The sequence below is a fragment of the Duganella alba genome (assembly GCF_009674495.1).
Lineage (GTDB): Bacteria > Pseudomonadota > Gammaproteobacteria > Burkholderiales > Burkholderiaceae_D > Rugamonas > Rugamonas alba.
The window spans coordinates 1-24,735 of the sequence record NZ_WKJN01000012.1 but is presented as its reverse complement, the minus strand read 5'-3'; the positions used below and the strand labels follow the sequence as shown (position 1 = coordinate 24,735).

25 protein-coding genes are annotated in these 24,735 nt (G+C 65.3%); 9 read left to right on the top strand and 16 right to left on the bottom strand.

Features of this window, described 5'->3' with window-relative positions; all coding sequences use genetic code 11:
• Positions 1-10 precede the first annotated feature (10 nt).
• A complete protein-coding gene (locus GJ695_RS13895; RefSeq protein WP_166455217.1) occupies positions 11-931 on the bottom strand; it encodes an ABC transporter ATP-binding protein in 921 nt (306 codons plus the stop codon).
• Positions 932-1,083: 152 nt separating this feature from the next.
• Here GJ695_RS13895 and GJ695_RS13890 point away from each other — a divergent pair, with 152 nt between their 5' ends.
• Entirely contained in the window at positions 1,084-1,464 is a 381-nt protein-coding gene (locus tag GJ695_RS13890) for an SPW repeat protein (protein ID WP_154365664.1), read from the top strand.
• Between the two features lie 18 nt (positions 1,465-1,482).
• Here GJ695_RS13890 and GJ695_RS13885 read toward each other — a convergent pair whose 3' ends face one another.
• The 9 genes from GJ695_RS13885 to rsmB form a co-directional block, all read right to left on the bottom strand.
• Positions 1,483-2,763 carry an EAL and HDOD domain-containing protein gene (locus GJ695_RS13885; RefSeq protein WP_154365662.1) on the bottom strand — a complete coding sequence of 427 codons (1,281 nt, stop codon included), beginning with the start codon at positions 2,761-2,763 and terminating at the stop codon, positions 1,483-1,485.
• Between the two features lie 77 nt (positions 2,764-2,840).
• On the bottom strand, positions 2,841-3,374 hold the full coding sequence (locus tag GJ695_RS13880) for a hypothetical protein (protein ID WP_154365660.1): 534 nt from the start codon (positions 3,372-3,374) through the stop codon (positions 2,841-2,843).
• Positions 3,371-4,138, bottom strand: a complete 768-nt coding sequence (locus GJ695_RS13875) for a class II glutamine amidotransferase (RefSeq protein ID WP_154365658.1) — start codon at positions 4,136-4,138, stop codon at positions 3,371-3,373. Before GJ695_RS13875 ends, GJ695_RS13880 begins: the two co-directional genes overlap by 4 nt.
• 39 nt (positions 4,139-4,177) lie before the next feature.
• A complete protein-coding gene (locus tag GJ695_RS13870; protein WP_154365657.1) occupies positions 4,178-4,435 on the bottom strand; it encodes a BTH_I0359 family protein in 258 nt (85 codons plus the stop codon).
• 77 nt (positions 4,436-4,512) lie between these two features.
• Complete coding sequence (locus tag GJ695_RS13865) at positions 4,513-4,956, bottom strand: GTPase (protein ID WP_166455223.1); 444 nt, start codon at positions 4,954-4,956, stop codon at positions 4,513-4,515.
• Positions 4,956-5,672: a response regulator gene (locus tag GJ695_RS13860; RefSeq protein ID WP_154365655.1), complete on the bottom strand. Its 717-nt coding sequence runs from the start codon at positions 5,670-5,672 to the stop codon at positions 4,956-4,958. Before GJ695_RS13860 ends, GJ695_RS13865 begins: the two co-directional genes overlap by 1 nt.
• A 60-nt stretch (positions 5,673-5,732) precedes the next feature.
• Entirely contained in the window at positions 5,733-8,036 is a 2,304-nt protein-coding gene (locus tag GJ695_RS13855; RefSeq protein ID WP_166455216.1) for a sensor histidine kinase, read from the bottom strand.
• Positions 8,037-8,645: a DUF4390 domain-containing protein gene (locus tag GJ695_RS13850; protein ID WP_166455215.1), complete on the bottom strand. Its 609-nt coding sequence runs from the start codon at positions 8,643-8,645 to the stop codon at positions 8,037-8,039.
• On the bottom strand, positions 8,638-10,044 hold the full coding sequence (rsmB, locus tag GJ695_RS13845) for a 16S rRNA (cytosine(967)-C(5))-methyltransferase RsmB (protein ID WP_154365651.1): 1,407 nt from the start codon (positions 10,042-10,044) through the stop codon (positions 8,638-8,640). Before rsmB ends, GJ695_RS13850 begins: the two co-directional genes overlap by 8 nt.
• A 167-nt stretch (positions 10,045-10,211) precedes the next feature.
• Between rsmB and GJ695_RS13840 the strand changes: the two genes are divergently transcribed.
• The 8 genes from GJ695_RS13840 (at position 10,212) to GJ695_RS13805 (ending at position 16,723) form a co-directional block, all read left to right on the top strand.
• Entirely contained in the window at positions 10,212-10,451 is a 240-nt protein-coding gene (locus tag GJ695_RS13840; RefSeq protein ID WP_154365649.1) for a hypothetical protein, read from the top strand.
• 119 nt (positions 10,452-10,570) lie between these two features.
• Positions 10,571-12,280, top strand: a complete 1,710-nt coding sequence (argS, locus tag GJ695_RS13835; protein WP_154365647.1) for an arginine--tRNA ligase — start codon at positions 10,571-10,573, stop codon at positions 12,278-12,280.
• A 21-nt stretch (positions 12,281-12,301) separates the two neighbouring features.
• Complete coding sequence (locus GJ695_RS13830) at positions 12,302-12,997, top strand: SPOR domain-containing protein (protein WP_154365645.1); 696 nt, start codon at positions 12,302-12,304, stop codon at positions 12,995-12,997.
• An 11-nt stretch (positions 12,998-13,008) separates the two neighbouring features.
• Complete coding sequence (locus GJ695_RS13825; protein WP_154365643.1) at positions 13,009-13,674, top strand: thiol:disulfide interchange protein DsbA/DsbL; 666 nt, start codon at positions 13,009-13,011, stop codon at positions 13,672-13,674.
• 2 nt (positions 13,675-13,676) lie between these two features.
• Positions 13,677-14,474, top strand: a complete 798-nt coding sequence (locus GJ695_RS13820; protein ID WP_154365641.1) for an SDR family oxidoreductase — start codon at positions 13,677-13,679, stop codon at positions 14,472-14,474.
• Between the two features lie 8 nt (positions 14,475-14,482).
• Complete coding sequence (locus tag GJ695_RS13815; RefSeq protein WP_154365639.1) at positions 14,483-15,280, top strand: biotin--[acetyl-CoA-carboxylase] ligase; 798 nt, start codon at positions 14,483-14,485, stop codon at positions 15,278-15,280.
• Positions 15,277-16,026: a type III pantothenate kinase gene (locus GJ695_RS13810; RefSeq protein ID WP_154365637.1), complete on the top strand. Its 750-nt coding sequence runs from the start codon at positions 15,277-15,279 to the stop codon at positions 16,024-16,026. The genes GJ695_RS13815 and GJ695_RS13810 overlap by 4 nt, the downstream gene beginning before the upstream one ends.
• 10 nt (positions 16,027-16,036) lie before the next feature.
• Positions 16,037-16,723, top strand: coding sequence for an SPOR domain-containing protein (locus tag GJ695_RS13805; protein ID WP_166455214.1), 687 nt, complete (start codon positions 16,037-16,039; stop codon positions 16,721-16,723).
• Between the two features lie 9 nt (positions 16,724-16,732).
• Here GJ695_RS13805 and GJ695_RS13800 read toward each other — a convergent pair whose 3' ends face one another.
• Genes GJ695_RS13800 through mreD form a run of 6 tightly spaced genes read right to left on the bottom strand, consistent with a single transcriptional unit; the run spans position 16,733 to position 24,616 of the window.
• Positions 16,733-17,899: a septal ring lytic transglycosylase RlpA family protein gene (locus GJ695_RS13800; protein WP_154365634.1), complete on the bottom strand. Its 1,167-nt coding sequence runs from the start codon at positions 17,897-17,899 to the stop codon at positions 16,733-16,735.
• Positions 17,883-19,802 carry a penicillin-binding protein 2 gene (mrdA, locus tag GJ695_RS13795; RefSeq protein ID WP_154365632.1) on the bottom strand — a complete coding sequence of 640 codons (1,920 nt, stop codon included), beginning with the start codon at positions 19,800-19,802 and terminating at the stop codon, positions 17,883-17,885. Before mrdA (GJ695_RS13795) ends, GJ695_RS13800 begins: the two co-directional genes overlap by 17 nt.
• On the bottom strand, positions 19,799-20,911 hold the full coding sequence (gene rodA / locus GJ695_RS13790) for a rod shape-determining protein RodA (protein WP_154365631.1): 1,113 nt from the start codon (positions 20,909-20,911) through the stop codon (positions 19,799-19,801). The genes mrdA (GJ695_RS13795) and rodA (GJ695_RS13790) overlap by 4 nt, the downstream gene beginning before the upstream one ends.
• Positions 20,911-22,026, bottom strand: a complete 1,116-nt coding sequence (rodA, locus tag GJ695_RS13785) for a rod shape-determining protein RodA (RefSeq protein WP_154365629.1) — start codon at positions 22,024-22,026, stop codon at positions 20,911-20,913. Before rodA (GJ695_RS13785) ends, rodA (GJ695_RS13790) begins: the two co-directional genes overlap by 1 nt.
• A gap of 13 nt (positions 22,027-22,039) precedes the next feature.
• Positions 22,040-24,088, bottom strand: coding sequence for a penicillin-binding protein 2 (gene mrdA, locus GJ695_RS13780; protein WP_154365627.1), 2,049 nt, complete (start codon positions 24,086-24,088; stop codon positions 22,040-22,042).
• A gap of 15 nt (positions 24,089-24,103) precedes the next feature.
• On the bottom strand, positions 24,104-24,616 hold the full coding sequence (gene mreD / locus GJ695_RS13775; protein WP_154360491.1) for a rod shape-determining protein MreD: 513 nt from the start codon (positions 24,614-24,616) through the stop codon (positions 24,104-24,106).
• Between the last annotated feature and the right edge of the window lie 119 nt (positions 24,617-24,735).

Sequence of the window (24,735 nt, the reverse complement as noted above, 5' to 3'; positions counted from 1 at the left end):
GTCGGTTCTCTCAGTCGCGCAGGCTGCGGCCGGTCAGGTTGAGGAAGATGTTTTCCAGCGACGTGCGCGCGGTGGAAAAGTGCAGCAGCGCGTGGCCCTGGCCGTTCAGCCAGGCCAGCACCGGCGCCGCGTGCTCCGACGCCGCCAGGCCGATGTTGAGCGTGGCCTCGGTACGCTCGACACCCGTGACGCCATCGAGCGCCTGCAGTGCGGACAGCAGCGCCGCCGGGGCCTCGCCGGCCAGCTCCACCTGCAAGGCCGCCTGCGCCGGCAGGCGCTGGTACAGCGCGGCCGGCGTTTCGTCGGCCAGCACCTTGCCGTGGTCGATGATGACGATGTGGTCGGCCAGGCGCTCCACTTCCTCCATGTAGTGGCTGGTGTAGATCAGCGAGCGGCCCTGCGCCTGCAAGGCTTCCAGCGTGTCGAAGATGGCGTTGCGGCTTTGCGGATCGACGCCGACGGTCGGCTCGTCGAGGATCAGCAGTTGCGGATCGTGCAGCAGCGCGGCGGCGATATTCAGGCGGCGCTTCATGCCGCCGGAAAAACTGGCCGGCGCATCGGCCGCGCGGTCGGTCAGGTTGACCAGCGCCAGCGCCTGGGTGCAGCGCTCCTTCAGCTGCGCGCCGCTCAGGCCGTACAGCGCGCCGAACAGCTTGAGGTTTTCCAGCGCGGACAGATCGTCGTACAGCGCCAGATCCTGCGGCACGAAGCCGATCTTGCGCTTGGCCGCGCTGGCGCCCTGGCCGATGACGTCGCCATCGAGCGTGATGCGGCCGCCATCGGCGCGCAGCAGGCCGCAGATCATGCCCACGGTGGTGGACTTGCCGGCGCCATTCGGGCCGATCAGTCCCACGGTCTGGCCGCGCTGCACCTTGAACGACACGCCATCGACCGCCTTGCGCGCGCCGTAGGACTTCGAAATTTGTTCCACGCTCAGTAGCACCGCCGCCTCCGGGTTGTTCGATCCGACTTGCAGAATAGCGTTGCCATAACAAATTGGCAAGCATGATGAAACTTTTACCCAACACGGGCGGACTAAGTAGAACGCCGCCAGCCGGCGGCCTGACTACCAAGGGAGGCAATATGGCAAACAATCCATCCGTTAAACGCTGGCAGGACCAGCTGATCCTGCTGCTGGGCCTGTGGTTCTTCATCACGCCATGGGTATTCGCGTATCCGATACCGTCGCTGCAGGCGTGGACGGCGTTCATCTCCGGCGCGGTGGTGGTGGTGCTGGCGGCGTTCGACCTGTACAAGACCTACTTCTGGGCCGTGGTGCTCAATCTGCTGGTGGGGATCTGGGTGGCGGTGTCGCCGTGGGTGCTGCGCATCGCCGACAACACCGAGTTGATGTGGAACTCGGTGGTGGTCGGCATCGCGGTGGCGGTGCTGGCGCTGTGGGAAATGCGCACCGATCCGGAACTGGTCAAGCACTGGCCGGGCGGCGCCGGGCACGCGACCTGACCCGACTGGCGTGGTGCGTTACAGCGCGTAGCGCACCACGTTGTCGCTCCACTCGAACGCGGCCATCTCCAGTTCCACCAGTTCGTCGGTGGACATGGCGAGGTCGCGCAGCGTCGGCACGATGTGGCTGTCCATTTCCTCGATGCGCTCGATGCATTCGACCAGCTTGAGCAGGTCGCCGTAGAAGCCGCCGCGGTGCAGCAGCGCATCGCGCACCTCGTCGCCGACCGGAATCTGCTCCAGGATCTCGGCCATCGAAATGCCGAACAGCGTATCCATCAGCGACATGATGCCGACCGTGAAGGCGATGTCGGCCACTTCGCGCTGGCTTTGGCGCAGCTTGCCGGCCAACAGTTCCAGCAGGCGGCCGCGGGTGGTGGCCAGCATCAGCAGCGGCGTCATGCTGTGGCCGCGCTTGCTCGGTTCGGCGTACAGCATGATCTGCAGCCAGCGCTGCAGCTGGCGGCGGCCGAGGATGGTCACGGCCTGGCTCAGCGAATCGATGCGCTGGCGCGCGCCGACGGCCGGCGTGTTCACCAGGCGCAGCAGGTTCAGCGCCAGCGACACGTCGCGCTTGATGGCGCGCTCGATTTCCTGGTTTTCCGCGTCCGAGGTCACCAGCGTCATCAGCTCCATCACCGCCAGCTGCGACGGCGACAGCTTCTTGCCGCTCATGATGACCGGCTTGGAGAAGTAATAGCCCTGGAAGTAATCAAAGCCCAGGTCCAGGCAGTTCTTGAATTCTTCGCGCGTCTCGACCTTTTCCGCCACCAGCTTCTTCTTGTCCTGGCGGAAGCGCGGCGCCAGCCTGGCCAGCGTCGACAGGGCGATGTTGCGCATGTCCATCTTGACGTAGTCGACCAGCGGCAGCAGCGCCAGCACGTCGTCGGTCTCGCCGGTCACGTCATCGAGCGCGAAGCTGAAGCCGTGGCCGGCCAGTTCGCGGATGCGGGCGATGATCTCGGGCGTGGCCGGCATGGTGTTGATGATTTCCAGCACCACCTTCTCGCGCGGCAGGAAGGAAAAGATATCGCTCATCAGCACGCTGGCGTCAACATTCACGAAGCCCAGCGCATCGCCGATGGTTTTTTCCATGCCCAGCTGGGAGGCGTGGGCGATCACGGCAGCGGTGGCCGACAGGTCGTTGGTGACGTGGGCCGGGCCCACTGGAGCGTTGCGGAACAGCAACTCGTAGCCGAACAAGGCCTGGTTGCGGTCCAGAATAGGCTGGCGTCCCAGATAGAATTCGCGCACGCGCAAGCTATGGGGGCCGCCGTCATGTAGGGTGAGATCGATCATTGCGAGTCCAAATCACGGACCACGCTGGTCCACGCTACTATTTTGACATCAATGCCAACACGTGTCGCAGAAATTTTTTACGGTGCGGTAATGGAAATCGCCAGGACTTGATGCCGGAACATGCCCAGGTGGCCGTACTCTCCCTCCGGGCTCAGGTAACCGTCCATGCGCACCCGCCCCGGCTCCGGACGGTCCGGTTGCCGACGCAGGTAGCCCACCCACCAGCCGCCCCTGGCGTCCTCCGGCTCGAACAGGCTGACCTCGAAACCGTCGGTCCAGCGGCCCAGCTTGTTGACGCGCACATAGCCGTAGCCGGTCAGGATGGCGTTCAGCGCTTGCGGATGGGCGTTGCGGTAGGCTTGGCCGGCATGGTAGGCGTCCAGCGACAACGCCGGGCCCCCTGACCTGCTGCCGTCCGGCGCAAGAAAGCCGTCCAGGAATTCACGGGCGTAGCTGGCGGCCACGGTGGGCTCCAGGTACGGCCTGGCGTCCGGATGCGCGGCGATGTAGTCCTGCGCCAGCGTGGCCACCAGCGGCGGCACATCGGCCGCCGCCGCGCTGCCGGCCAGCAGCGCCAGCAGCGCCAGCAGCTGGGCGGCGGCGCGCATCATGCTTGCGGACAGCCATCAATGAACAGCTTGAGCTCGCCAGGCAGGAAGGCGGTCCACTGTTCGTTGGTGGTCAGCGGCTGGGTGACGATGATGGCCACGCGGTCGTTGGGCGTGGTCACCTGGGAGAAATCGACGCTGACGTCCTCGTCGGACAGCTTGGCGGTGTCGAACGGATGCTGGCGCACCAGGTAGAACAGGTTGGTCGAGCAATGCGCGAACAGTTCGCCGCCGGACGACAACATCATGTTGAAGGTGCCGTGCGTGGCGATCTCGTGCACCAGCGAACTGAGCACCGAACGCAGCGCGTCGAGCGCCGGTCGCTGTTCGCCGAAGCGCGCGCGCAGCTGCTGCAGGATGTAGCAGAAGGCGCGTTCGCTGTCGGTGCTGCCGACCGGGCGGAAGGCGCCGTTCAGCAGCGGATGAAATTCCTTCAGGTCGCCGTTATGGGCGAACACCCAGTATTGCCCCCACAGCTCGCGCACGAAGGGATGGCAGTTCTCCAGCGCGACCTGGCCCTGCGTCGCCTTGCGGATGTGGGCGATGACGTTGGTGGATTTGATCGGGTAACGTTTGATCAGCTCGGCAATCGGCGAGGCGATCGCGGCCTGATGGTCGACGAAGTGACGCACGCCGGCGCCTTCGAAAAAGGCGATGCCCCAGCCGTCGTGGTGGGTATCGGTATGGCCGCCACGCATGGCGAAGCCGGTAAAGCTGAACACAATGTCGGTCGGGACATTGCAGTTCATTCCTAGGAGTTGGCACATGACGTGATTATAACCACGCCATGTGCCGACAGGCCCTTTTTAATGCAGCGCCACGGGCTGGCTCATGAGTTCATCGTAATTGCCGAGGAATTCATCGATTTCCGCCATCGTCGGTTCCCCGGCGATCAGTTCGTTGACGTCGCGACGGAAGCTTTTGGCCAGTTCGCCGGCAATGAAGATTTCCCGCTTGCCGCCTTTGTCGACGATTTCGTAGCCACCGAAGCGCAAAGCCTCCAGGCTGCGGTCCACGCCGAATTCAACAACACTGTATTGCTCGCTGTTGTAGATGAGGTTCATTTTGCTTCCTTTCTCAAGGGGGCGAAACACCTGCGTTTCCGCCTTCCAGACCCAGTTGGGGCCAAAAGCGGGCGATTTCAAGGCCAATCAGCGGGCTGGGACGAGGCCGCGATGTCGTCTTGCAGTTCCAGCAAGGCCCCGTAGGGCGCCTCGGACAACCAGGAACGCAGCTGTTCCAGGTGCTCGGCGGAGGCCAGGCTGATGTAGAGCCGCGCGGGGGGACGGCGCAGCACACGGTTTAATGTTACTCGCAAAATCAGATTGCCGCTGCAATGCAGGCAGCCTGGGGCGATACGCAACACTTGCGGCACGGTATCGTAGGGAACCGGGCCGTCCGTTGGATCAAAGGATAACGCCGAACCGCCGTCCGACAAGCCTTCCAGAATGATGACGCTGGCCCCCTCCTTCGGCAGGAGGGCGGCGATGGCGGCCTCGCGCGCGCCGGCGCGGGGACCGGTGACCAGCCAGGTCGGCACCGGCGGCCGGGGGGCGGCGGCGGTGTCGCTGGAACTGGCCACGATCAGGCGTTCTTCTTGGCCAGCTTGCCTGGCTCCACGCCCAGCTGTTTCAGCTTGCGGTACAGGTGGGTACGCTCCAGGCCGGTTTTCTCGGCCACGCGCGTCATGCTGCCGCCTTCGCGGCCCAGGTGGTGCTCGAAGTACATGCGTTCGAAGGCGTCGCGCGCCTCGCGCAGCGGCAGGTCGAACGACAGGTTGAACATGTGGTTGTCGGCGCCGGCCACGGTGGCGCCGCCGCGCACGGCAATGCCGGCCGCCGGATTCTGCTGGGCGAAGCCGCCGGCCGCCGGCGTTTCCTCGGGCAGCACCGCCGCCACCGGACGCGGCGCCAGGGCCGGCGCGCGCACGGTTTCCTGGGCGCGGGTCAGACCGGCCTGCACCGCCTTCAGCAGCTTTTGCAGCGCGATCGGTTTTTCCAGGAAGTTCAGCGCGCCGATGCGGGTCGCCTCGACCGCGGTGTCGATGGTGGCGTGACCCGACATCATGATCACCGGCATGGTCAGCAGGCCGTCGCGCTGCCATTCCTTGAGCAGCGTGACGCCATCGGTATCCGGCATCCAGATATCGAGCAGCACCAGGTCCGGCGCGCCTTGGGCGCGCGCCTCGCGGGCCTGCTGGGCATTTTCCGCCAGTTGTATTGCATGTCCCTCGTCGCTCAAGATTTCCGAGAGCAACTCGCGGATACCCATTTCATCGTCAACTACCAGAATGTTTGCCATCTTCCCTTGCCTTCCTCATTTCGCCGTCCCGGACGGCAATGATTTTTGTAGTCATAGCCGTTAGCTATTTTGCGACGCCGATGCTAACTTTAACAGCAAAATCAACACTGACGCGCCACTTCTATCGACATGGTTCTGAATATCGATCCGTCCACCATGTTCTTCGATAATTTTCTTCACCATCGCCAGGCCCAGGCCGGTGCCGCGCGCCTTCGAGGTGACATACGGTTCAAACGCGCGCGCTAGGATTTTCGGCGCGAAGCCGGGGCCGTTGTCGGAGATCGCCAGCCGCACCGCCGTGCGCGTGCCGCCATCCGCGCCCTGATAATGAATGGCTTCGGTGATCACGTCAATGCGCGGCTGCGGTGCGCCGTGCGGTAGCTCGCCCATGGCGTCCTGCGCGTTCTGCAGCAGGTTGTGGATGACCTGGCGCAGCTGGGTCGGATCGCCCATCACCAGCGGCAGGCCGGGGGCCAGCTGCGGGTGGATGATGTCGTTGCCTTCGCCGCTGATGTACAGGTGCAGGATCTCATCGATCAGCGCGTTCAAGTCCAGCGATTCGAGCACCGCCGGCGGCGTCTTGGCGTAGTCGCGGAAGTCGTCCACCATGCGCTTCATGGCCGCCACCTGGTTGACGATGGTGGCCGTGCCCTTGTTCAGCAGCTCGACGTCGGCCGGCATCAGCTTGTCTTCGAGCTTCATCTGCATGCGTTCGGCCGACAGCTGGATCGGCGTCAGCGGATTCTTGATCTCGTGCGCCAGGCGGCGCGCCACCTCGCCCCAGGCCATCGAGCGCTGCGCCGAGATGACGTCGGAAATATCGTCGAACACCACCAGGTAGCCGCTGCCGCCCTCGATCGGCAGCCGCGAGCCGCGCGTCAGCAGCGTCAGGTCATTGCTTTCGACGCCGGGCGCGGCGCGCGGCACCTCGATCTGGCGCTGCCAATGCAATCGGGCAATATTGCGCCCGGCCGCCGACTGCGCGCTCTGCGCCGCGAAGGCGGCCACGATGGCGCCGCCGAATTCCTGCAAGCCTTCGATCTCGTCGAGCTTCTGGCCGATCATGGTGACGCCGGCCTGCTGCAAGATGCGTTCGACCGAGTCGTTGCAGCTGATCAGGTGGAATTCATGGTCCAGCACCATCACGCCGGCCGACATATTGGCCAGCACCGACTCCAGGTGGGCCTTGGCGTTCTGCAGCGCGCTGCGGTTGCGCTCGACGGCGCTGCGGGCGTCCGACAGCTGGCGCGTCATGGTGTTGAACGACTGCGTCAGCGTGCCCAGCTCGTCGGAGGTGGCGACGATCGGCCGCGGCGACAAATCGCCCTCGGCCACCGCGCGCGTGCCCTCGGCCAGCAGCAGCAGCGGTTGCGCCAGGTCGCTGGCGATCAGGAAGGCGCTGGCGACGGCGCCGAACACGGCCAGCAGCAGCGTCAGGGTCAGCGTCACGATGTACATCTTGCGCAGGCCGTCGCGGGCGTCGAAGCGTTCCTTGTAGTCGGCATAGGCCGCGCGGATGGTCTCGCCGTCGGCCGCCAGCTGCGCCGGCGCCAGCTGGATCAGCTGCAGATAGCGCGGCGCCAGGTGGGTGCCGTTGGGCTGCACGTGGTCGGGAATCGGGATCAACACGCGCAGCCGCAACTGGTTCACGGTCTCGGCCGGCACCACCGGCACCGCCGGCGCGCTGATCAGGTCGCTGTGCAGCTCGTTGCCGCCCTCGGGCGCGCCGTACAGATTGTCTTTCTTGACCTTGGACATCATCTCGCGGGTCGGCAGGTCGACGCTGAGGTTGCCGCTGCGGCTGGCGCGGGCGCTGACCACCAGCCCGCCTTCGGTATCGACGATGATGGCGTTCTGCATCCCGCTCTCGCTCTTGACCAGCGCCGCCAGCGTGGCGCGCTCGGTGCCGAACGGGCGGTCGGCCAGTTCCTGCGCGGTGCGGTTGGCGGTGGCGCCCAGCTCGCCGACGGCGCGCTCCAGGCCGGCGCGGCTCAGGTTGATGCCGGACTGCAGCGCCTTCTCCACCGGCACGTTGAACCACGAGTCGATCGAATGGGAGACGAACTGCACCGAGACCAGGAAGATCACCAGCCCCGGCAGCACGCCGATGGCGGCAAACAGCAGCACCAGCCGCGTCATGAGCTTGGAGCCGAACTTGCCGGCCTTGTAGCGGCCGTACAGGCGGAACAGCGACACCGCCACCAGCAGCAGCAGCGCCACCGCCACCGCCGCGTTCAGGCCCAGCAGCCAGGCGTAGGAACGGTCGAAAAATCCGGAATTGTCGGAGGCCGAAGCCAACAGGAATAGCAGGATGCTGACGATGGCGCCGCCAATGACGGACAGATACCGCAGGGCCGTATTCACTTACTCTGCCTTGTACACGAAGGACTTCTTGTCCGACGCCAGGCGCCATTCATTGTTATTCAGCGCGTTGACCTTGAGCGGCTTGGACACGTAGTTGGGATCGAGTCCCATGCTGAGCTTGACGGTGTAGGTGCCGCCGACCTTCAGCGCGCCGCGCGGCGCCACCAGCCAGCGGTTGGGCCGGCGGATCAGGAACAGCGCCTCGTCGAGCGTCGGGAACGACTGGTACACGCCGCCGCTGATGGCGACGTTGTACTGGCGGGTCAGCACGTTGTACGACAGGCTGACGGTCTGGCGCTTGGTGATGGCTTTCTCGTCAAACCAGTACCAGCGCGGCAGGGTGAATTCGATTTCGGTGTAAAAGTACAGGGTCTTGCCGTATTGCAAAGCCTCTTCCATCTCGTGGCTGAGTTCGAAACCGTAGGTGGCCGACAGGCGGTAGCCGTCCTCGGTGGCTTCGATCAGCGCGCGGCGGATTTCGACGCCCTCGGCGGCGTGTGCCGGCTGCGGCAGCACGGCCAGCAGCGTCAGCATCAGCAGCAGGGAAGCGATGAGAGATCGAAACAATCGTAGCGTCACGGGTGGGCAAGTGCTCAAGAGGTTACGCATTTTTCTGGAACAGCGCGTAAAACAAACCATCGTGATCCTGCCCGGGGCCGCCGGCGGGGAGCAATTGACCGGGCGCATCCAGTCTGACAGCCTGATTGCGTACAGCAAAGGCGGCCGCCTGCGCCTCGGATTCCTGCGGCCACAAGGAACATGTCACGAACAGCAATTTACCACCCGGCGCCAGCATCTGCCAAAGGTTGTCGAGGATTTTGCCGGAAAGTGTTGCAAGTTGGAGCGTGTCGGCCTTGCGCCGCAGCCAGCGGATATCCGGGTGGCGGCGCACGATGCCGGAGGCCGTGCACGGCACGTCGGCCAGGATGCGGTCGAACGGCTGGCCGTCCCACCAGCCGCTGGTCTGGGCTTCGGCCGGCTTCAGCGTCGCTTGCAATTGCAGGCGTTTGAGGTTCTCGCCGACGCGCGCCAGGCGCTTGGCGTCGGCGTCCAGCGCGGTGACATGGGCGTCCGCCAGTTCCAGGATGTGGCAGGTCTTGCCGCCGGGCGCGGCGCAGGCGTCCAGCACGCGCATGCCGTCTTGTACATCGAGCAAGGGCGCGGCCAGCTGGGCGCCGGCGTCCTGCACCGACACCAGGCCGTCGGCGAAGCCGGGGATCAGCGCCACGCCGACCGGTTTTTCCAGCCGCACGGCGTACGGGCCGATCCGGGTGGCGGCCATGCCGGCGTCGGCCAGCGTGGCCAGGTAGGCGTCGACCGTGGTTTTGCGGGCGTTGACGCGCAGCGTCAGCGGCGGCGCGCTGTTGCCGGACGCCAGGATCGCCTGCCAGCTGTCGGGCCAGGCGGTCTTGGCGGCGTCGATCCACCACTGCGGATAGTTCCATTTTGCTACGGGTTGCAGCTGTACCGTGCCCAGCAGTGCCTGGCGCTCGCGCAGGAAGCGGCGCAGCACGGCGTTGACCATGCCCTTGGCGCGGGCGGTGTCGGGATGCGATTCGGCCGCCGTCACGGTCTGGTCGACGATGGTGAAATCTTCATACGGCTTGACCTCGTCCGGCGCGGTCAGCAGCGCCATGGCGCACGACAGCAGCGACGACACCAGCGCTTCCGGCGCCTTGGGCGCCATCAGCGTCACCAGCGCCTCGCTCTGCCCCAGCTGGCGCATGGCGCGGTAGGCGATGTCCTGCATGGCGCCGCGCGCCTGCGGCGTGGTGTCCGGCTGCCTGGCCCACACCTGGGCCAGCGCCTGCGGCAGATTGGTGCCGGTGCGCACCTGGGCCAGGGCGTTGGCCGCGCCGATCAGGCTGTAGGCCAGCGAATCGGCTTTCAGGCCGGTCTGGAAATGGGTCTGCAACGCCGGTTTCAGCTCACGCGCGTGACTGGCGCGCAATTTCGGTGCGGCCGGCTTGGCGGGAGACTTCAAAGAGAGCGTTGGACGCTTGTTCATATGCTAATTCCAGAGTGGGGCGACGGCCGTGATCGCGCAGTATACATTAGCGCCTGACGCAAGGCGACCACGGTATTTGTAAAAGGGATGTATCAACCGCGCTTAATCCACATCAACCTCGCGGGCTGCGGCGGGAGTACCATGCTAGTCCAGTGAGGGAGGCAGCAATGGAAACGCCAACGAAATCCGAGTCCGCCACCGAAGAAATCCTGAAACGCCTGACGGCCGTCGAGATCGACGTCGCGGTCATCAAGTCGAACTACGCGACGCGGGAAGACATCGCCAAACTGGAAGTCCGGATGGCGTCGATGGAAACGCGGCTGCTGAAATGGTTTTTCGCCACCGCCATCACCCTGGCGGGCCTGTCCGGCAGTCTGGCGTTTCTTGCCGCAAAGTTTATTCATTAAGCAATCCCCGCTCCTTTCCCCGGGAGTCGCCTCCCGCCCGGCCAACACAGTATAATTAACGCTGTTTGGCCGGCGCCCATGCGCCCGCCGTTTCCACTATCTGATGAATTTTTAAGCGCATGCTAGCCCAACAAAAACAAGATATCACCGCCCTGTTCCAGGCCGCCCTCGCCCCTCTCCTCGCCGGCACCGACGTGACCGCCAACGTGGTGCTGGAGCGTCCGCGCGACCCGTCGCACGGCGACGTGGCCTGCAACATCGCCATGCAACTGGCCAAGCAGCTCAAGATGAACCCGCGCGAACTGGCCACCAAAGTGGTCGACGCGCTGCTGGCCGATCCGGCCGGCAAGGGCCTGGTGGAGTCGGCCGACATCGCCGGTCCCGGCTTCATCAACCTGCGCGTCAGCGCCGCCGCCAAGCAGGCCGTGGTCAAGACCGTGCTGGCGCAAGGCGCGCAGTTCGGCGCCGCCGCGGCCGGCGCCGGCAAGAAAGTCATCATCGAATTCGTCTCCGCCAACCCGACCGGCCCGCTGCACGTGGGCCACGGCCGCCAGGCGGCGCTCGGCGACGCGCTGTCGTCGCTGTTCGCCTCGCAAGGCTACGACGTCACCCGCGAGTTCTACTACAACGACGCCGGCGTGCAGATCCAGACCCTGGCCAACTCGGTGCAGGCGCGCCTGCGCGGCCACAAGCCGGGCGACGCCGCCTGGCCGGAATCGGCCTACAACGGCGACTACATCGCCGACATCGCCGCCGACTTCCTGGCCGGGAAAACCGTGTCGGCCTCGGACGGCTCGCCGGCCACCGCCTCGGGCGACATCGAAGACATCGAATCGATCCGCGCCTTCGCCGTGACCTACCTGCGCAACGAGCAGGACATCGACCTGCAAGCCTTCGGCGTCAAGTTCGACAACTACTACCTGGAATCGTCGCTGTACTCGGACGGCAAGGTCGACGCCGCCGTCGAGATGCTCAACAACTCCGGCAAGACTTACGAAGAAGACGGCGCGCTGTGGCTGCGCACCGAAGACTACGGCGACGACAAGAACCGCGTGATGCGCAAGAAGGACGGCACCTACACCTACTTCGTGCCGGACGTGGCCTACCACATCGTCAAGTTCCAGCGCGGCTTCAACCAGGCCATCAACGTCCAGGGTTCCGACCACCACGGCACCATCGCCCGCGTGCGCGCCGGCCTGCAGGCGGTCAACCTGGGCATCCCGCAAGGCTTCCCCGACTACGTTCTGCACAAGATGGTCACCGTGATGAAGGGCGGCGAAGAGGTCAAGATCTCCAAGCGCGCCGGCTCCTACGTCACCGTGCGCGACCTGATCGAATGGTCGGGCGGCGGCGACATCACCAAGGGTCGCGACGCCGTGCGCTTCTTCCTGATTTCGCGTAAAGCCGACACCGAATTCGTGTTCGACGTCGACGTCGCGCTGAAAACCTCGGACGAGAATCCGGTCTATTACGTGCAGTACGCCCACGCGCGCATCTGCCGCATGCTGGAACAATGGACCGGCAACGAAGCCGACCTGGCCGGCGTCGACCTGTCGCCGCTGACCGCGCCGACCGAAGCGGCGCTGCTGGCGACGCTGGCGGCCTACCCGGAAACGCTGGCGCGCGCGCAGACGGAACTGGGCCCGCACCAGATCGCGTTCTACCTGCGCGACCTGGCCGCCAACCTGCACAGCTTCTACTTCGCCGAGCGCGTGCTGGTCGACGACGAGGCGCTGAAGGCGGCGCGTATCGCGCTGATGGTCGCCACCCGCCAGGTGCTGCGCAACGGCTTGGCGCTGATCGGCGTTTCCGCTCCCAACAAAATGTAATTGCCAAGGGTATCCCGCACAATGAATTTCCGTTCCAGCCGCTTCAGCTCAGTTAGTCCGCGTCGCACACAGCAAGGCAACACCTTCATCGGCATCGTCATCGGTCTGGTCATCGGCCTGAGTATCGCCGTGGTGGTGGCGCTGATGATCACCAAGGGCTCGACTCCGTTCACGGACAAGGGCCACGCAGGCAAGGCAACGGAACCGACGGCGGGACAGGTCGCCGATCCGAACAAGCCAATGTACGGCAACAAGGATGCGGCGCGCGAGGCGGCCAAGGATCTGGCCAAGGACCAGCCGCCAGCGGCCCCGGCGCCGGCGCCTGCCGCACCGGTTGCGCACGCGGCCGATCCGCTGCAGGCCGTGGTCGACAAGATCCAGGCCACGCCGGCCGCGCCCAAGGCGGCGCCGAACGCCGCCAACGTCACGCCGCAGCCGGTCGCAAAACCTGCCGCTGCCGACACGGCCGGTGCCGACGACAAATTCATCTACTACCTGCAGGCCGGCGCCTTCCGCGAAGTGGCCGACGCCGAAAATGCGCGCGCCAAGCTGGCCCTGCTGGGCTTCGAGGCGACCATCTCGGACCGCTCCACCGACACCGGCGTGCTGCACCGCGTGCGCATGGGTCCCTACAACCAGGTCGAGGCGATGAACAAGGCACGCAGCAAACTGTCCGAAAACGGCGTCGATGTCGCCGTTGTGCGCAACCAGAAATAAGAGGAGTAAAGATGCGATTCCTGAAGTTCATCCTGACCGCAGTAACCCTGAGCGCCGTGGCGTTCACCGCCTCCGCATCCCCGACCAGTCCGAAGGACGGCGTCGAGTACAAAACCCTGGCTGCGCCGCAGCCCGTGGACACCGGCAAAAAAGTCGAGATCATCGAGTTCTTCGACTACGCCTGCCCGCACTGCGCCGGCTTCGACGCCACGCTCAACGCCTGGGTGAAAAAACAGGGCGACAACATCGTCTTCAAGCGTGTGCACATCGGCCGCCAGAACGCCGATCTGCCGCAGGAAAAAATGTTCTACACGCTGCAGGCCATGGGCGTGCTGACGCCTGAGCTGCACACCAAGATCTTCAACGAAATCCACGTCAACCACAACCGCATGAACCGCGATGAACTGGTGTTCGACTTCGTCGCCAAACAGGGCGTCGACAAGCAGAAATTCATCGATACCTACCGCGGCTTCGGCATCGTCGGCCACCTGCGCAAGGCCATGTCGATGATGGACGCCTACAACGTCGAATTCTGGCCGCTGCTGGCGGTGGACGGCAAATACGTCACCGCGCCGTCGATGGCTGAATCCAACGCCAACAGCGAAGCGCAGCTGAACGAAGCGGTGACGCAGGTGCTGGACGTGCTGGTCACCAAAGCCAAAGCAGAGAAGAAGTAAGCATGACGCCTTTGCGCGTCTTCATCACCGGCGCCTCCAGCGGCCTTGGCGCCGCGCTGGCCCGCGAGTATGCGGCGCAGGGCGCCACCCTTGGCCTGCTGGCCCGGCGTGGCGACACCCTCGCCGCGCTGATCGCCACGCTCCCCAACGCCGAACGCCACCGCCACTACGCGGTTGATGTGCGCGACCACGCGGCGATCGCCGCCGCCGCGCAGTCCTTCCTCGCGCATGCGAACGGCGTCGACGTGGTGATCGCCAACGCCGGCATCTCGGTCGGCACCCTGACCGAGCATGCCGAAGATATTCCCGTATTCACCGAAGTCATCGCCACCAACGTCGTCGCCACCGCCGCCACCTTCGCGCCCTTCATCGGCGCCATGCGCGCGCAGCGCACGCCGGGCCGGCTGGTGGGCATCGGCAGCGTCGCCGGCATTCGCGGGCTGCCCGGCGCTGAAGCCTACAGCGCCTCCAAGGCCGCCGTCATCAGCTACTGCGAATCGCTGCGGCTGGAGATGAAGCCGCACGGCATCCGCGTGGTCACGCTCTGTCCCGGCTACATCGACACGCCGATGACGCAGGTGAATCCGTATCCAATGCCGTTCCTGATGGCGCCCGACAAATTCGCCGCCCGCGCCGCGCAGGTGATCGCCGCCGGCGACAGCTACGCCGTGATCCCGTGGCAGATGGGCGTCGTCGCCAAGGTGCTGCGCCTGCTGCCGAACGCCGTCTACGACTGGGCCTTCAGCAAGGCGCCGCACAAACCACGCAAAGCCGCCAGCCCGGCCGCGCCGCCTCAATGAGCATCGCCATGAACCAAGCCGCCGCGCTGTCCGCGCCCGACATCGCCGCTCACTGCGCCACCTCCGCCACCCATGTGGCGATCGAGGTCGTCGCCGAAACCGGCTCCACCAATGCCGACCTGCTGGCGCGCATCGACAGCCTCAAAGGCCCGCTGCTGCGCATCGCCGAAAACCAGACCGCCGGCCGTGGCCGCGCCGGCCGCTCCTGGCTGTCGCGCCCCGGCGCCGCGCTGATGTTTTCGCTGGCCTGGCGTTTCAAGGGGCCGCTGCACAAGCTGTCCGGCCTGCCGATGGCGGTCGGCGTGGCACTGGCCGAAACCATCGCCGCGCTGGGCGTGCCGGTGCAGATCAAGTGGCCGAACGACCTGCTGCGCGACGGCGCCAAGCTGGCCGGCATCCTGGTCGAAACGCAAAAGACCGACGACGCCATCTGGGCCGTCATCGGTTGCGGCATCAACCTGTTGATGCCGGACGAACTGGAAGCGGCCATCGGCCGCGAAGTCGCCAGCGCACCGTGGCTGGCGCAAATGGACCGTAACCAATTGATGGCAGCTCTGCTGAGCCGCCTCGCCGCCGTATTGGATGAATTCGACGACACCGGCTTCGCACCGTTCGTCGAACGCTGGAACGCGCTGCACGCCTGGCAGGGCAAGGAAGTGGTCCTGCTCGACGACGGCGCCGTGCTCCAGCAAGGCCGCGCCGCCGGCGTCGACGCCATCGGCCGCCTGCTGCTAGACACCGAGAACGGCCGCGTGGAAATCCTGTCCGGCGATGTCTCGCTGCGCTTATCCGGAGTACCAACATGATTTTACTGATCGACGCCGGCAATACCCGCGTCAAATGGGCGCTGGTGCAGGCCAACGATACACTGGGCGCATGGATTGCCCACGGCGCCGCCACCCACGCCGACACGCCGCAACTGGAACTGTCCTGGTGCGAAGCGGCCACCAGCCATGGCGTCTCGCGCATCCTCATCGCCAACGTCGCCGGCAACGCCCTGCGGGTGCAGCTGGAATACGTGCTGCAACGCTGCCTGCCCGATATCCAGCCGGAGTGGTTTGCCTCGCTGCCGGCGCTGGCCGGCCTCACCAACGGCTACCGCAATCCGGCGCAACTGGGCTGCGACCGCTTTGCCGCCGCCATCGCCGGCCACACGCTGGCGCCAGGCCTGCCGGTGGTGGTGGTCAACTGCGGCACCGCCACCACCATCGACGCCGTCACGGCGGACGGCGTGTTCCTGGGCGGGATGATCCTGCCGGGACTGGGCCTGATGGCCAGCTCGCTGGCGCGCAACACCGCGCAGTTGCCGCAGATCGCGCAAGACGGTAAGCTGCCGGACGGATTCGCCGACAATACCGACGACGCCATTTTGAGCGGCATCCTGGCCGCGCAGAGCGGCGCCATCGAGCATGCCTGCGCCGCCCACAAGGCCGAGGCGTGCATCATTTCCGGCGGCGCCGCACCGTTCATTGCGCCGATGCTGAAAGTACCGTACCGTATCGTTGAAAACATTGTGCTGATCGGCCTCCACGCCGCCGTCCGCACCGAATAAGGAACGCTCCGTGCTGAAGTTTATTTTCTGGTCCCTGCTCGCCGTGAACGCCGCGCTGTTCGCGTATGGACGCGGCTATCTGGGCCACTTCAGCGGCAACGAGCACGAACCGGAGCGCCTGCTCAACCAGCTCAACGCCAACAAGCTGGCCATCATCTCGGCCGAGCAGGCCAACAAGGCGGCGGCCACCGTCGCCGCCGCGAGCGCCGACGCCAGGCCGGCGCCCGCGCCGGTACAGGCCTGTCTGGAAGTCGCCAGCTTCGTGCTGGCCGACGCGCGCCGCTTCGAAACCCAGCTGGCAGCACTGGACCTGGGCGACCGCCAGTCGCGCCACAACCTGCCGGGCACCGAGGTATCGAGCTATATCGTTTATATTCCGCCGCAAGGCAGCAAGGAAGCCGCCGACAAGAAGGCCGGCGAGCTGCGCGGACTGGGCGTGACCAACTACTTCATCATGTCCGACAATTCGCCGCTGCGCTGGGGGATTTCGCTGGGCGTGTTCAAGACCGAAGGCGCGGCGCAGAACCAGCTGGCGGCCCTGATGAAGCAAGGCGTGCGCACCGCGCGCGTGGCGCCGCGCATGAGCGGCAGCAAGCTGCTGGCCTTCCAGTTCCGCGATGTGGATGCGGACCTGAAAGCCAGGCTGGAAAAAATCCGCGCCGGCTTCCCGAATACCGAAACCCGCAGCTGCAAATAGCGTTACGAATCAGCGCTGCACGACGATGGGCTTGAGGCCCAGCGACGACGGCAGCCCTTGCGCCGCCTGCTGCGCTTCCTGGCGGGTGGCGAACGGACCACCGAACAGGCGGAACACCGAACCGCCCTGCACGACTTCCAATGCCTCGAATTTACCGGACAGCTTGCCGCGCACCGTCTCCGCATTTTCCGCGCGCGAGTAGGCGCCCAGTTGCAGATAGAAGCCGCCGGCGGCAGCCGGCGGCTTCGGCGCCGCATAGCCTGCCGGCGCGCGGTCGGCCAGCATCAGCGCTTCGATATCCTTGGGCGGGGCGCTGACCGGCGCTGTGGTCCCAGTCGTTGCGGCCGGCGCGGCCGGCGTCAGCACCAGCGGCGTGTCGATCATCTTCGCGGTCACTGTCGGCGTTGGCGCAGGAGCCGGGACGCCCGGCTGCGAGGAAGGCAAGCGGTCCTTGGACGGCGGCGTCAGGCGCGGCTTGGCGCCACCCGACATGCCTTCGCGCGTGGCCAGGATGCGGTCCACCTCTTCCGGCAGGATGCGTTCAATCTTCAGTTCATGGCTGCCCTTGCCGAGCAGGCCCAGTTTCAGCGCGGCGGTGTACGAGACGTCGATGGCGCGGTTCGGATGGAACGGTCCACGGTCGTTGATCCGCACGATGACCACCGCGCCGCTCACCATATTGGTCAGGCGCGCATACGACGGAATCGGCAGCGTCGGATGCGCGGCCGTCATCTTGTACATGTCATACAGCTCGCCGGACGAGGTACGCTGGCCGTGGAACTTCTTGCCGTACCAGCTGCCGACGCCGATCTGCGTGTACGGCTGGTCGTCGGTGATCGGCGTATAGGTCTTGCCGAACACCACGTAGGGACGGTTGGAGCGCGGCAGCAGCGGATCGTTGCGCACGTCCGCATCCGGTGTCTCCATCAGGTTCGGCGGCGGCGCATCGCCGGGGCCGTCGTCCTGGTAGTAGCCGCCACGCCCGGAGTTCGCCGGCGGCAGCACCGGCAGCGACGGATCGGCCTTGCTGGCGGATGGCGACTTGATCACCGGGCCTGTCGCCTGCACGGGACGCGGCGACGACTGGGTCGCCACCGGCGCCGTGCCGCAACCGACCAGCACCAGCGCAGCCGCCATCGCGGTCAGGTGCAGGAGAGGATTACCTTGCAGGCGCATCGCCGGTCTCCACGTCTTCGTTTTCCACTTTATTCTTGTCCTTCTCCGCCGGGCGTTTGCCCAGCAGGTAATAATCCAGCGCCTTGCGCGCAATCGGCGCGGCGGCTTCGCCACCATGGCCTGCGTTTTCCACCACCATGGCCAGCACGATGCGCGGCTTGTCCGCCGGCGCAAACGCGGTGAACAGCGCATTGTCGCGCAGGCGTTCGGCCAGGCGGGCAGCATTGTACTTCTCGCCTTTTTTAATCGTGATCACCTGCGCGGTGCCGGTCTTGCCGCCCACCGTGTAGCCGGCGTTGGCGAACACGCGGTAGGCGGTGCCACCCGGCTCGCTGGTCACGCCCACCATCGCGTTCTTGATGAAGTCGATGTTCTCCTGCTTGAGCGGGATGCGATAGCTCTGCTGCGCCACCGTCAGCTTGCGCGCGCGGGTGGTGCTGTCCTCGACGATTTTCACCAGGTGCGGCTTCATCACCACGCCGTTGTTTGCCAGATTGGCCACAGCGTGCGCAATCTGCAAAGGCGTGTAGGCATTGAGGCCGGAACCATTGCTGACCGAGATAGTATCACCACCCACCCAGCGTCCCGCCGCACCTTTGAAGCGACGGCTCTTCCACTCCGGCGACGGCAGCACGCCGGTCTTTTCGTTATCCAGGTCGATGCCGGTCTTTTCACCGAAGCCAAACGGCTGCATGAAGTCGTGAATGGCGTTGATGCCCATGTCGTGACCCAGCTCGTAGTAATAGGTATTGCAGGAGACGATGATGGACTTGCGCATGTCGACCGAGCCATGCCCGCCCGGCACATCGTCGTTGAAGCGGTGGCCACCCAGCATGTAGAAGCCGGGATCGTAAGTCACCTGCGTCGGCGTGCGCTTGCCCAGTTCCAGCGCGGCCAATGCCATGAACGGCTTGAAGGTGGAACCCGGCGCGTAGGTGCCGGACAGCGGACGGTTGATCATCGGCTTGTCCGGCGAGTTATTCAGCTCGTCCCAGCTTTGCGTGTCGATGCCGTCGACGAACAGGTTGGGATCGTAGCCGGGCCGCGAGACATAGGCCAGGATGTCGCCGGTCTCCGGCTCGATCGCCACCAGCGCGCCACGGCGGTCGCCGAAAGCTTCCTCCACGATCTTTTGCAGCTCAATGTCGATCGACAGTATCAGGTTGCTGCCTGCCTTGGCCGGAGTGCTGGACAGCGTGCGCACCGCCCGGCCCCCCGAGGTCTTCTCCACTTCCTCGAAACCGGCCTGGCCGTGCAGCTGCTTCTCGTAGCTTTTCTCCAGGCCTTCCTTGCCGATATGGTCGGTGCCGCGATAGTTGGCGGCGTCATCGCCGTCCTCCAGCGCATCGGCTTCGGCGCGGCTGACGCGGCCGATGTAGCCGATCACGTGCGACGCCGTTTCGCCCAGCGGATACTGGCGGAACAGGCGCGCCTGCACTTCCACGCCGGGGAAGCGGAAATGCTGGGCCGCGAAGCGCGCCACTTCTTCATCGCTCAGGCGGGTGCGCAGCGGCACGCTCTCGAAACCCTTGGAATCTTCCAGCAGCTTCTTGAAACGGCGGCGGTCCTTCAGCTCCACCGCCACTACCTTGGACAGTTCGTCGATGGTTTCATCCAGCGGCGCTTCCAGCCTGGACGGCGTGATCTCCAGCGTGTAGGCCGAGTAGTTGCGCGCCAGGACCACGCCGTTGCGGTCCAAAATCAGGCCGCGATTCGGCACGATGGGCACCAGCGAGATGCGGTTCTCTTCCGCTTTCACGGCGAAATCCTGGTACTTCATGATCTGCAGCCAGACAAAGCGCGCCAGCAGCAGGAAGAAGCACAGGAACACGAGGCCGCCCAGCACCGTCACGCGCAGGCGGAACTCGCGCATTTCGACTTCGTTGTCTTTGAATTCGGTCATCCGCGCACCTCCCTGCTGTGACGCTGAATGCTCATCAAGATGCCGCCGCCCAGGCCGAGCGTCATCAAGGCCGTGCCGCCGTAGCTCATGAACGGCAGCGGCACGCCGACCACCGGGATGATGCCGCTGACCATGCCCATGTTGACGAAGGCGTAGGTGAAGTAAATCATGGTGATGGCGCCGGCCAGCAGGCGCGAAAACAGCGTCGGCGCGTTCACCGTGATGTTCAGGCCACGCCAGATCAGCAGCAGATACAGCACCATCAGCACCATAATCCCCAGCAGCCCGAACTCCTCGGAAAACACGGCGAAGATAAAGTCGGTGGTGCGCTCGGGGATGAATTCAAGGTGGGCCTGCGTGCCGTGCGTCCAGCCCTTGCCGGTCACGCCGCCGGAGCCGATGGCGATCATCGACTGGATGATGTGGAAACCCTTGCCCAGCGGGTCGTGATACGGATCGATCAGCGTCAGCACGCGGTCGCGCTGGTAGTCATGCATGAAGGTCCACAACACCGGCAGGCTGGCGGCGCCGGCGGCCAGCAGCGCACCCAGCGCCTTCCACGACAGGCCGCCGAGGAAAATCACGCAGGCGCCGGCCGCCGTCACCAGCATGGCCGTGCCGAGGTCCGGCTGGCGCGCGATCAGGCCGGCCGGTATCGCCAGCAGCACTGCCGCGATCAGATAGGAGCGCCAGCTCAGGTGGCCCTGCTCGCGCTGGAAGAACCACGCCAGCATCAGCGGCATGGCGATCTTCATCAATTCGGATGGCTGGATCTGGGTGCCGATATACAGCCAGCGGCGCGAGCCGCCCTTGATGATGCCGAACAGCGCCACCGCCACCAGTAGCGCCACGCCGACGGCATACGCCGGCACGGCCAGCCGCATCATCATCTGCGGCGTGACGTTCGCCACGAACCACATCACCAGCACCGCCGCCGCGATATTGCGCAACTGGTCCGACACCTTGCCGGGAATGGCGAGACCGGCCGAATACAGCGTGACCAGGCCCACCGACAGCAGCGCCGTGATGACCAACGCCAGCGGCAGGTCAAACACCATCACGTGGGGGCGCAGGCGCTGCCACCACGAGGGCCCGTGGGCAAGCGACATCAGGTCTGCACCAGTTTCCGGTGGCGCTGAATGCTCATCAGGATGCCGGCGCCCAGGCCCAGCGTCAGCAGCGCGGTGCCGCCGTAGCTCATGAACGGCAGCGGCACGCCCACCACCGGCAGGATGCCGCTGACCATGCCCATGTTGACGAAGGCATAGGTGAAGTAAATCATGGTCACCGCGCCGGCCATCAGACGGGTAAAGAAGTTGGGCGCGTTCCCGGCGATCATCAGACCACGGCCGATCAGCATCAGGTACAGCACCATCAGGATCAGGTTGCCGATCAGGCCAAACTCCTCCGAATAAACCGCGAAGATAAAGTCGGTGGTGCGCTCGGGGATGAATTCCAGGTGAGCCTGCGTGCCATGCGTCCAACCCTTGCCGGTGACGCCGCCCGAACCCACGGCGATGGTGGACTGGATGATGTGGAAGCCTTTGCCCAGCGGGTCGGTGGTCGGATCGATCAGCGTCATCACGCGCTCGCGCTGGTAGTCGTGCAGCACCGACCAGATCACCGGCAGCGCGGCGGCGCCGGCCAGGAACAATCCCACCAGCGCCTTCCACGCCAGGCCGGCCAGGAAGATCACGCAGAAGCCGGCGGCCACCACCAGCAGCGCCGTGCCGAGATCCGGCTGGCGCACGATCAGCCCCACCGGCACCATCAGCAGCAGCGCCGCGATCAGGTAGGAATGCCAGGTCAGGTGGCCGGCGCGGCTCTGGAAGAACCACGCCAGCATCAGCGGTGTGACGATTTTCATCAGCTCGGACGGCTGGATGTCGGTCACGCCGATGTGCAGCCAGCGCCGCGCCCCCAGCTTGATGGTGCCGACCAGCGCCACGCACACCAGCAGGAACACGCCGATCGCATACGCCGGCACGGCGATCCGCATCATCATCTGCGGCGTGATGTTCGCCACCAGCCACATGACGAAGAAGAACAACACGATATTGCGGAAGTGGTCCTCGATCTTGCCGGGGATGCCGATGCTGGCCGAGTACAGGGTAATCGTGCTGACCGTCAGCAGCATGATGATGATGAGGGTCAGCGGGACGTCGAAGACGGTGAAGTATGGCCGCATACGACGCCACAGCGAACGTCTTTCATGGATGCGCATGATGTGGTGGTCCTTATTGTTTCTTCCGTGCCGGCGCGAGCGGCTGCGGCGCCGGTACTGCGGCGGGCGTTGGCGGCGGAGCTGGCGTCGGCGCAGGCTCGCGGCGCGATTCGGCTGCCGCAGCGGCGGCTTCGGCCGCTTCCGGATCTTCGATCGGCACGATTTCCGCCGCGTCTTCCTTCGGCACCTTGGTGGTTTCCTTGTCGGCCGGGCGTTTGCCCAGCAGGTAGAAGTCCAGCGCCTTGCGGGCGATCGGCGCGGCGATCTCCGCGCCCCAGCCGGCGTTTTCCACCACCATGGCGATGACGATCTTCGGCTTGTCGGCCGGCGCAAAGGCGGTGTACAGCGCGTTGTCGCGCAGGCGTTCGGCCAGCGCCGAGGCGTTGTACTTCTCGTTGGCCTTGATGCCCACCACCTGCGCCGTACCGGTCTTGCCGCCCGAGGTGTAGCCGGCGTTGCCGAAGGCGCGGAAGGCGGTACCGCCCTGCTCACTGTTCACGCCCACCATCGCGCTTTTCACGATGTCGATGTTTTCCTGCTTGAGCGGGATGCGGTAGCTCTCGGTCGGCACGGTGAGCTTGCGCGCGCGCGTGCCGCCGTCCTCGACGATCTTCACCAGGTGCGGCTTCATCACCACGCCGTTGTTGGCCAGGTTGGCCATGGCGTGGGCGATCTGCAGCGGCGTGTACGAGTTGTAGCCGGAGCCGTTGGACACCGAGATGGTGTCGCCGCCGACCCACTTGCCCGCATTGCCCTTGAAGCGCTTGCGCTTCCATTCCTTGGACGGCAGCACGCCGGTCTTTTCGTTATCCAGGTCGATGCCGGTTTTCTGGCCAAAGCCGAACGGCTGCATGAACTGGGTGATCGCGTCGATCCCCATGTCGTTGCCGAGCTGGTAGTAATAGGTGTTGCAGGAGACGATGATCGAGCGGCGCAGATCGACGTTGCCGTGACCGCCCACTTTATCGTCGCGGAATTTGTGGCCGCCCAGGTAGAAGAAGCCAGGATCGGGGTACGCGGTAGCGGGATTGCGCTTGTTCAGTTCCAGCGCGGCCAGCGCCATGAACGGCTTGAAGGTGGAACCGGGCGCGTAGGTGCCGGACAGCGGACGGTTGACCATCGGCCGGTCCAGCGAGGTATTCAGGTCGCTCCAGCTTTGCGCGTCGATGCCATCGACGAACAGATTCGGGTCGTAGCCGGGACGCGAGACGTAGGCCAGGATGTCGCCGGTCTCCGGTTCGATGGCGACAAACGCGCCGCGCCATTCGCCAAAGGCTTCTTCCACCACCTTCTGCAGTTCGATGTCGATCGACAGGATCAGGTTATTGCCCGGCGTGGCGGGCGTGCGCGACAGGGTACGGACGGCGCGGCCGCCGGCCGACACTTCCACTTCCTGATAACCGGTCTGGCCGTGCAGCTGCTTCTCGTAGCTTTTCTCCAGGCCTTCCTTGCCGATATGGTCGGTGCCCTTGTAATTCGGGCCGTCGTCGGTGGCTTCGATGGCTTTGACTTCGGACTGGTTGATGCGGCCGATGAAGCCGATCACGTGCGACGCCGTTTCGCCCAGCGGATACTGGCGGAACAAACGCGCCTGCACTTCCACGCCGGGGAAGCGGAAGCGTTGCGCGGTGAAGCGCGCCACTTCCTCGTCGGTCAGGCGGGTGCGCAGCGGCACACTTTCGAAATTCTTCGATTCGTCCAGCAGCTTCTTGAAGCGCTTGCGGTCCTTGATGTCGACTTCCACCAGCTTGGACAGCTCGTCGATGGCTTCGTCCAGCGTGGTATTCAGCTTGGACGGCGTGATCTCCAGCGTGAAGGCGGAGTAGTTGCGCGCCAGGACCACGCCGTTGCGGTCCAAAATCAGGCCGCGGTTCGGCACGATGGGGACGATGGCGATGCGGTTCTCTTCCGCCTTGACGGCGAAGTCGCTGTACTTGACGACCTGCAGCCAGAGGAAGCGCAACAGCAGCAGCGCGAAGCAGACGAACACCATCCCGCCCAGCACCGTCAGGCGCAGGCGGAACTGCTGGAGTTCGCGCTGGTTGTCCTTGATTTCAGTCATGCCGGAGCCGCAGCGTCAGATGGGGCGCGTGTGATCGCGGTCGACCGCGCGGCGCTGGGGCGCCAGCAGCATCCAGGTCACCAGCGGCCACAGGACCACGGCGATCACGCTTTCAACGAAGTAGAACCAGCCCGGCGTTTTGCCGGAGACGCAGAAGCGCACCAGCAGCTGCACCGATTGCGCCATGATCAGCAGCGGCAGCACGTGGATGGCCTGGGTCCAGATCGGGAACCACAGCACCCGGCGGTGCAGCATGATGGCGAAGTAGGACAGCAGCGTGTAGGCCAGCGCGTTCTCGCCCAGCAGCGTGGAGTCGTGGACGTCCATCAGCAGGCCGAGGAAGAAGGCGGTGCCGATGCCGACCTTGCGCGGCTGGTGCACGCCCCAGAACACCAGCAGCAGCGCCACGAAGTCCGGCACGCCAACGAACTGGCCCCATGGCAGGAGATTCAGCAGGAAGGCGCAGAACAGGCTGAAGGCGATGAACAGCGGGCTGACCGGCAGCAGGATATAGTGCGGACGATTCATCGTGCCGGCTCCTTAGGTTTGGTGGCGGCAGCCGGCGCTTGCGTGGCCGGCGCGGTCGTCGCTGCGGCTGGCGCTGCGCGCGTCGCCGCTGGCGTGGCCGCGGCGTTTGCCGGCACGGC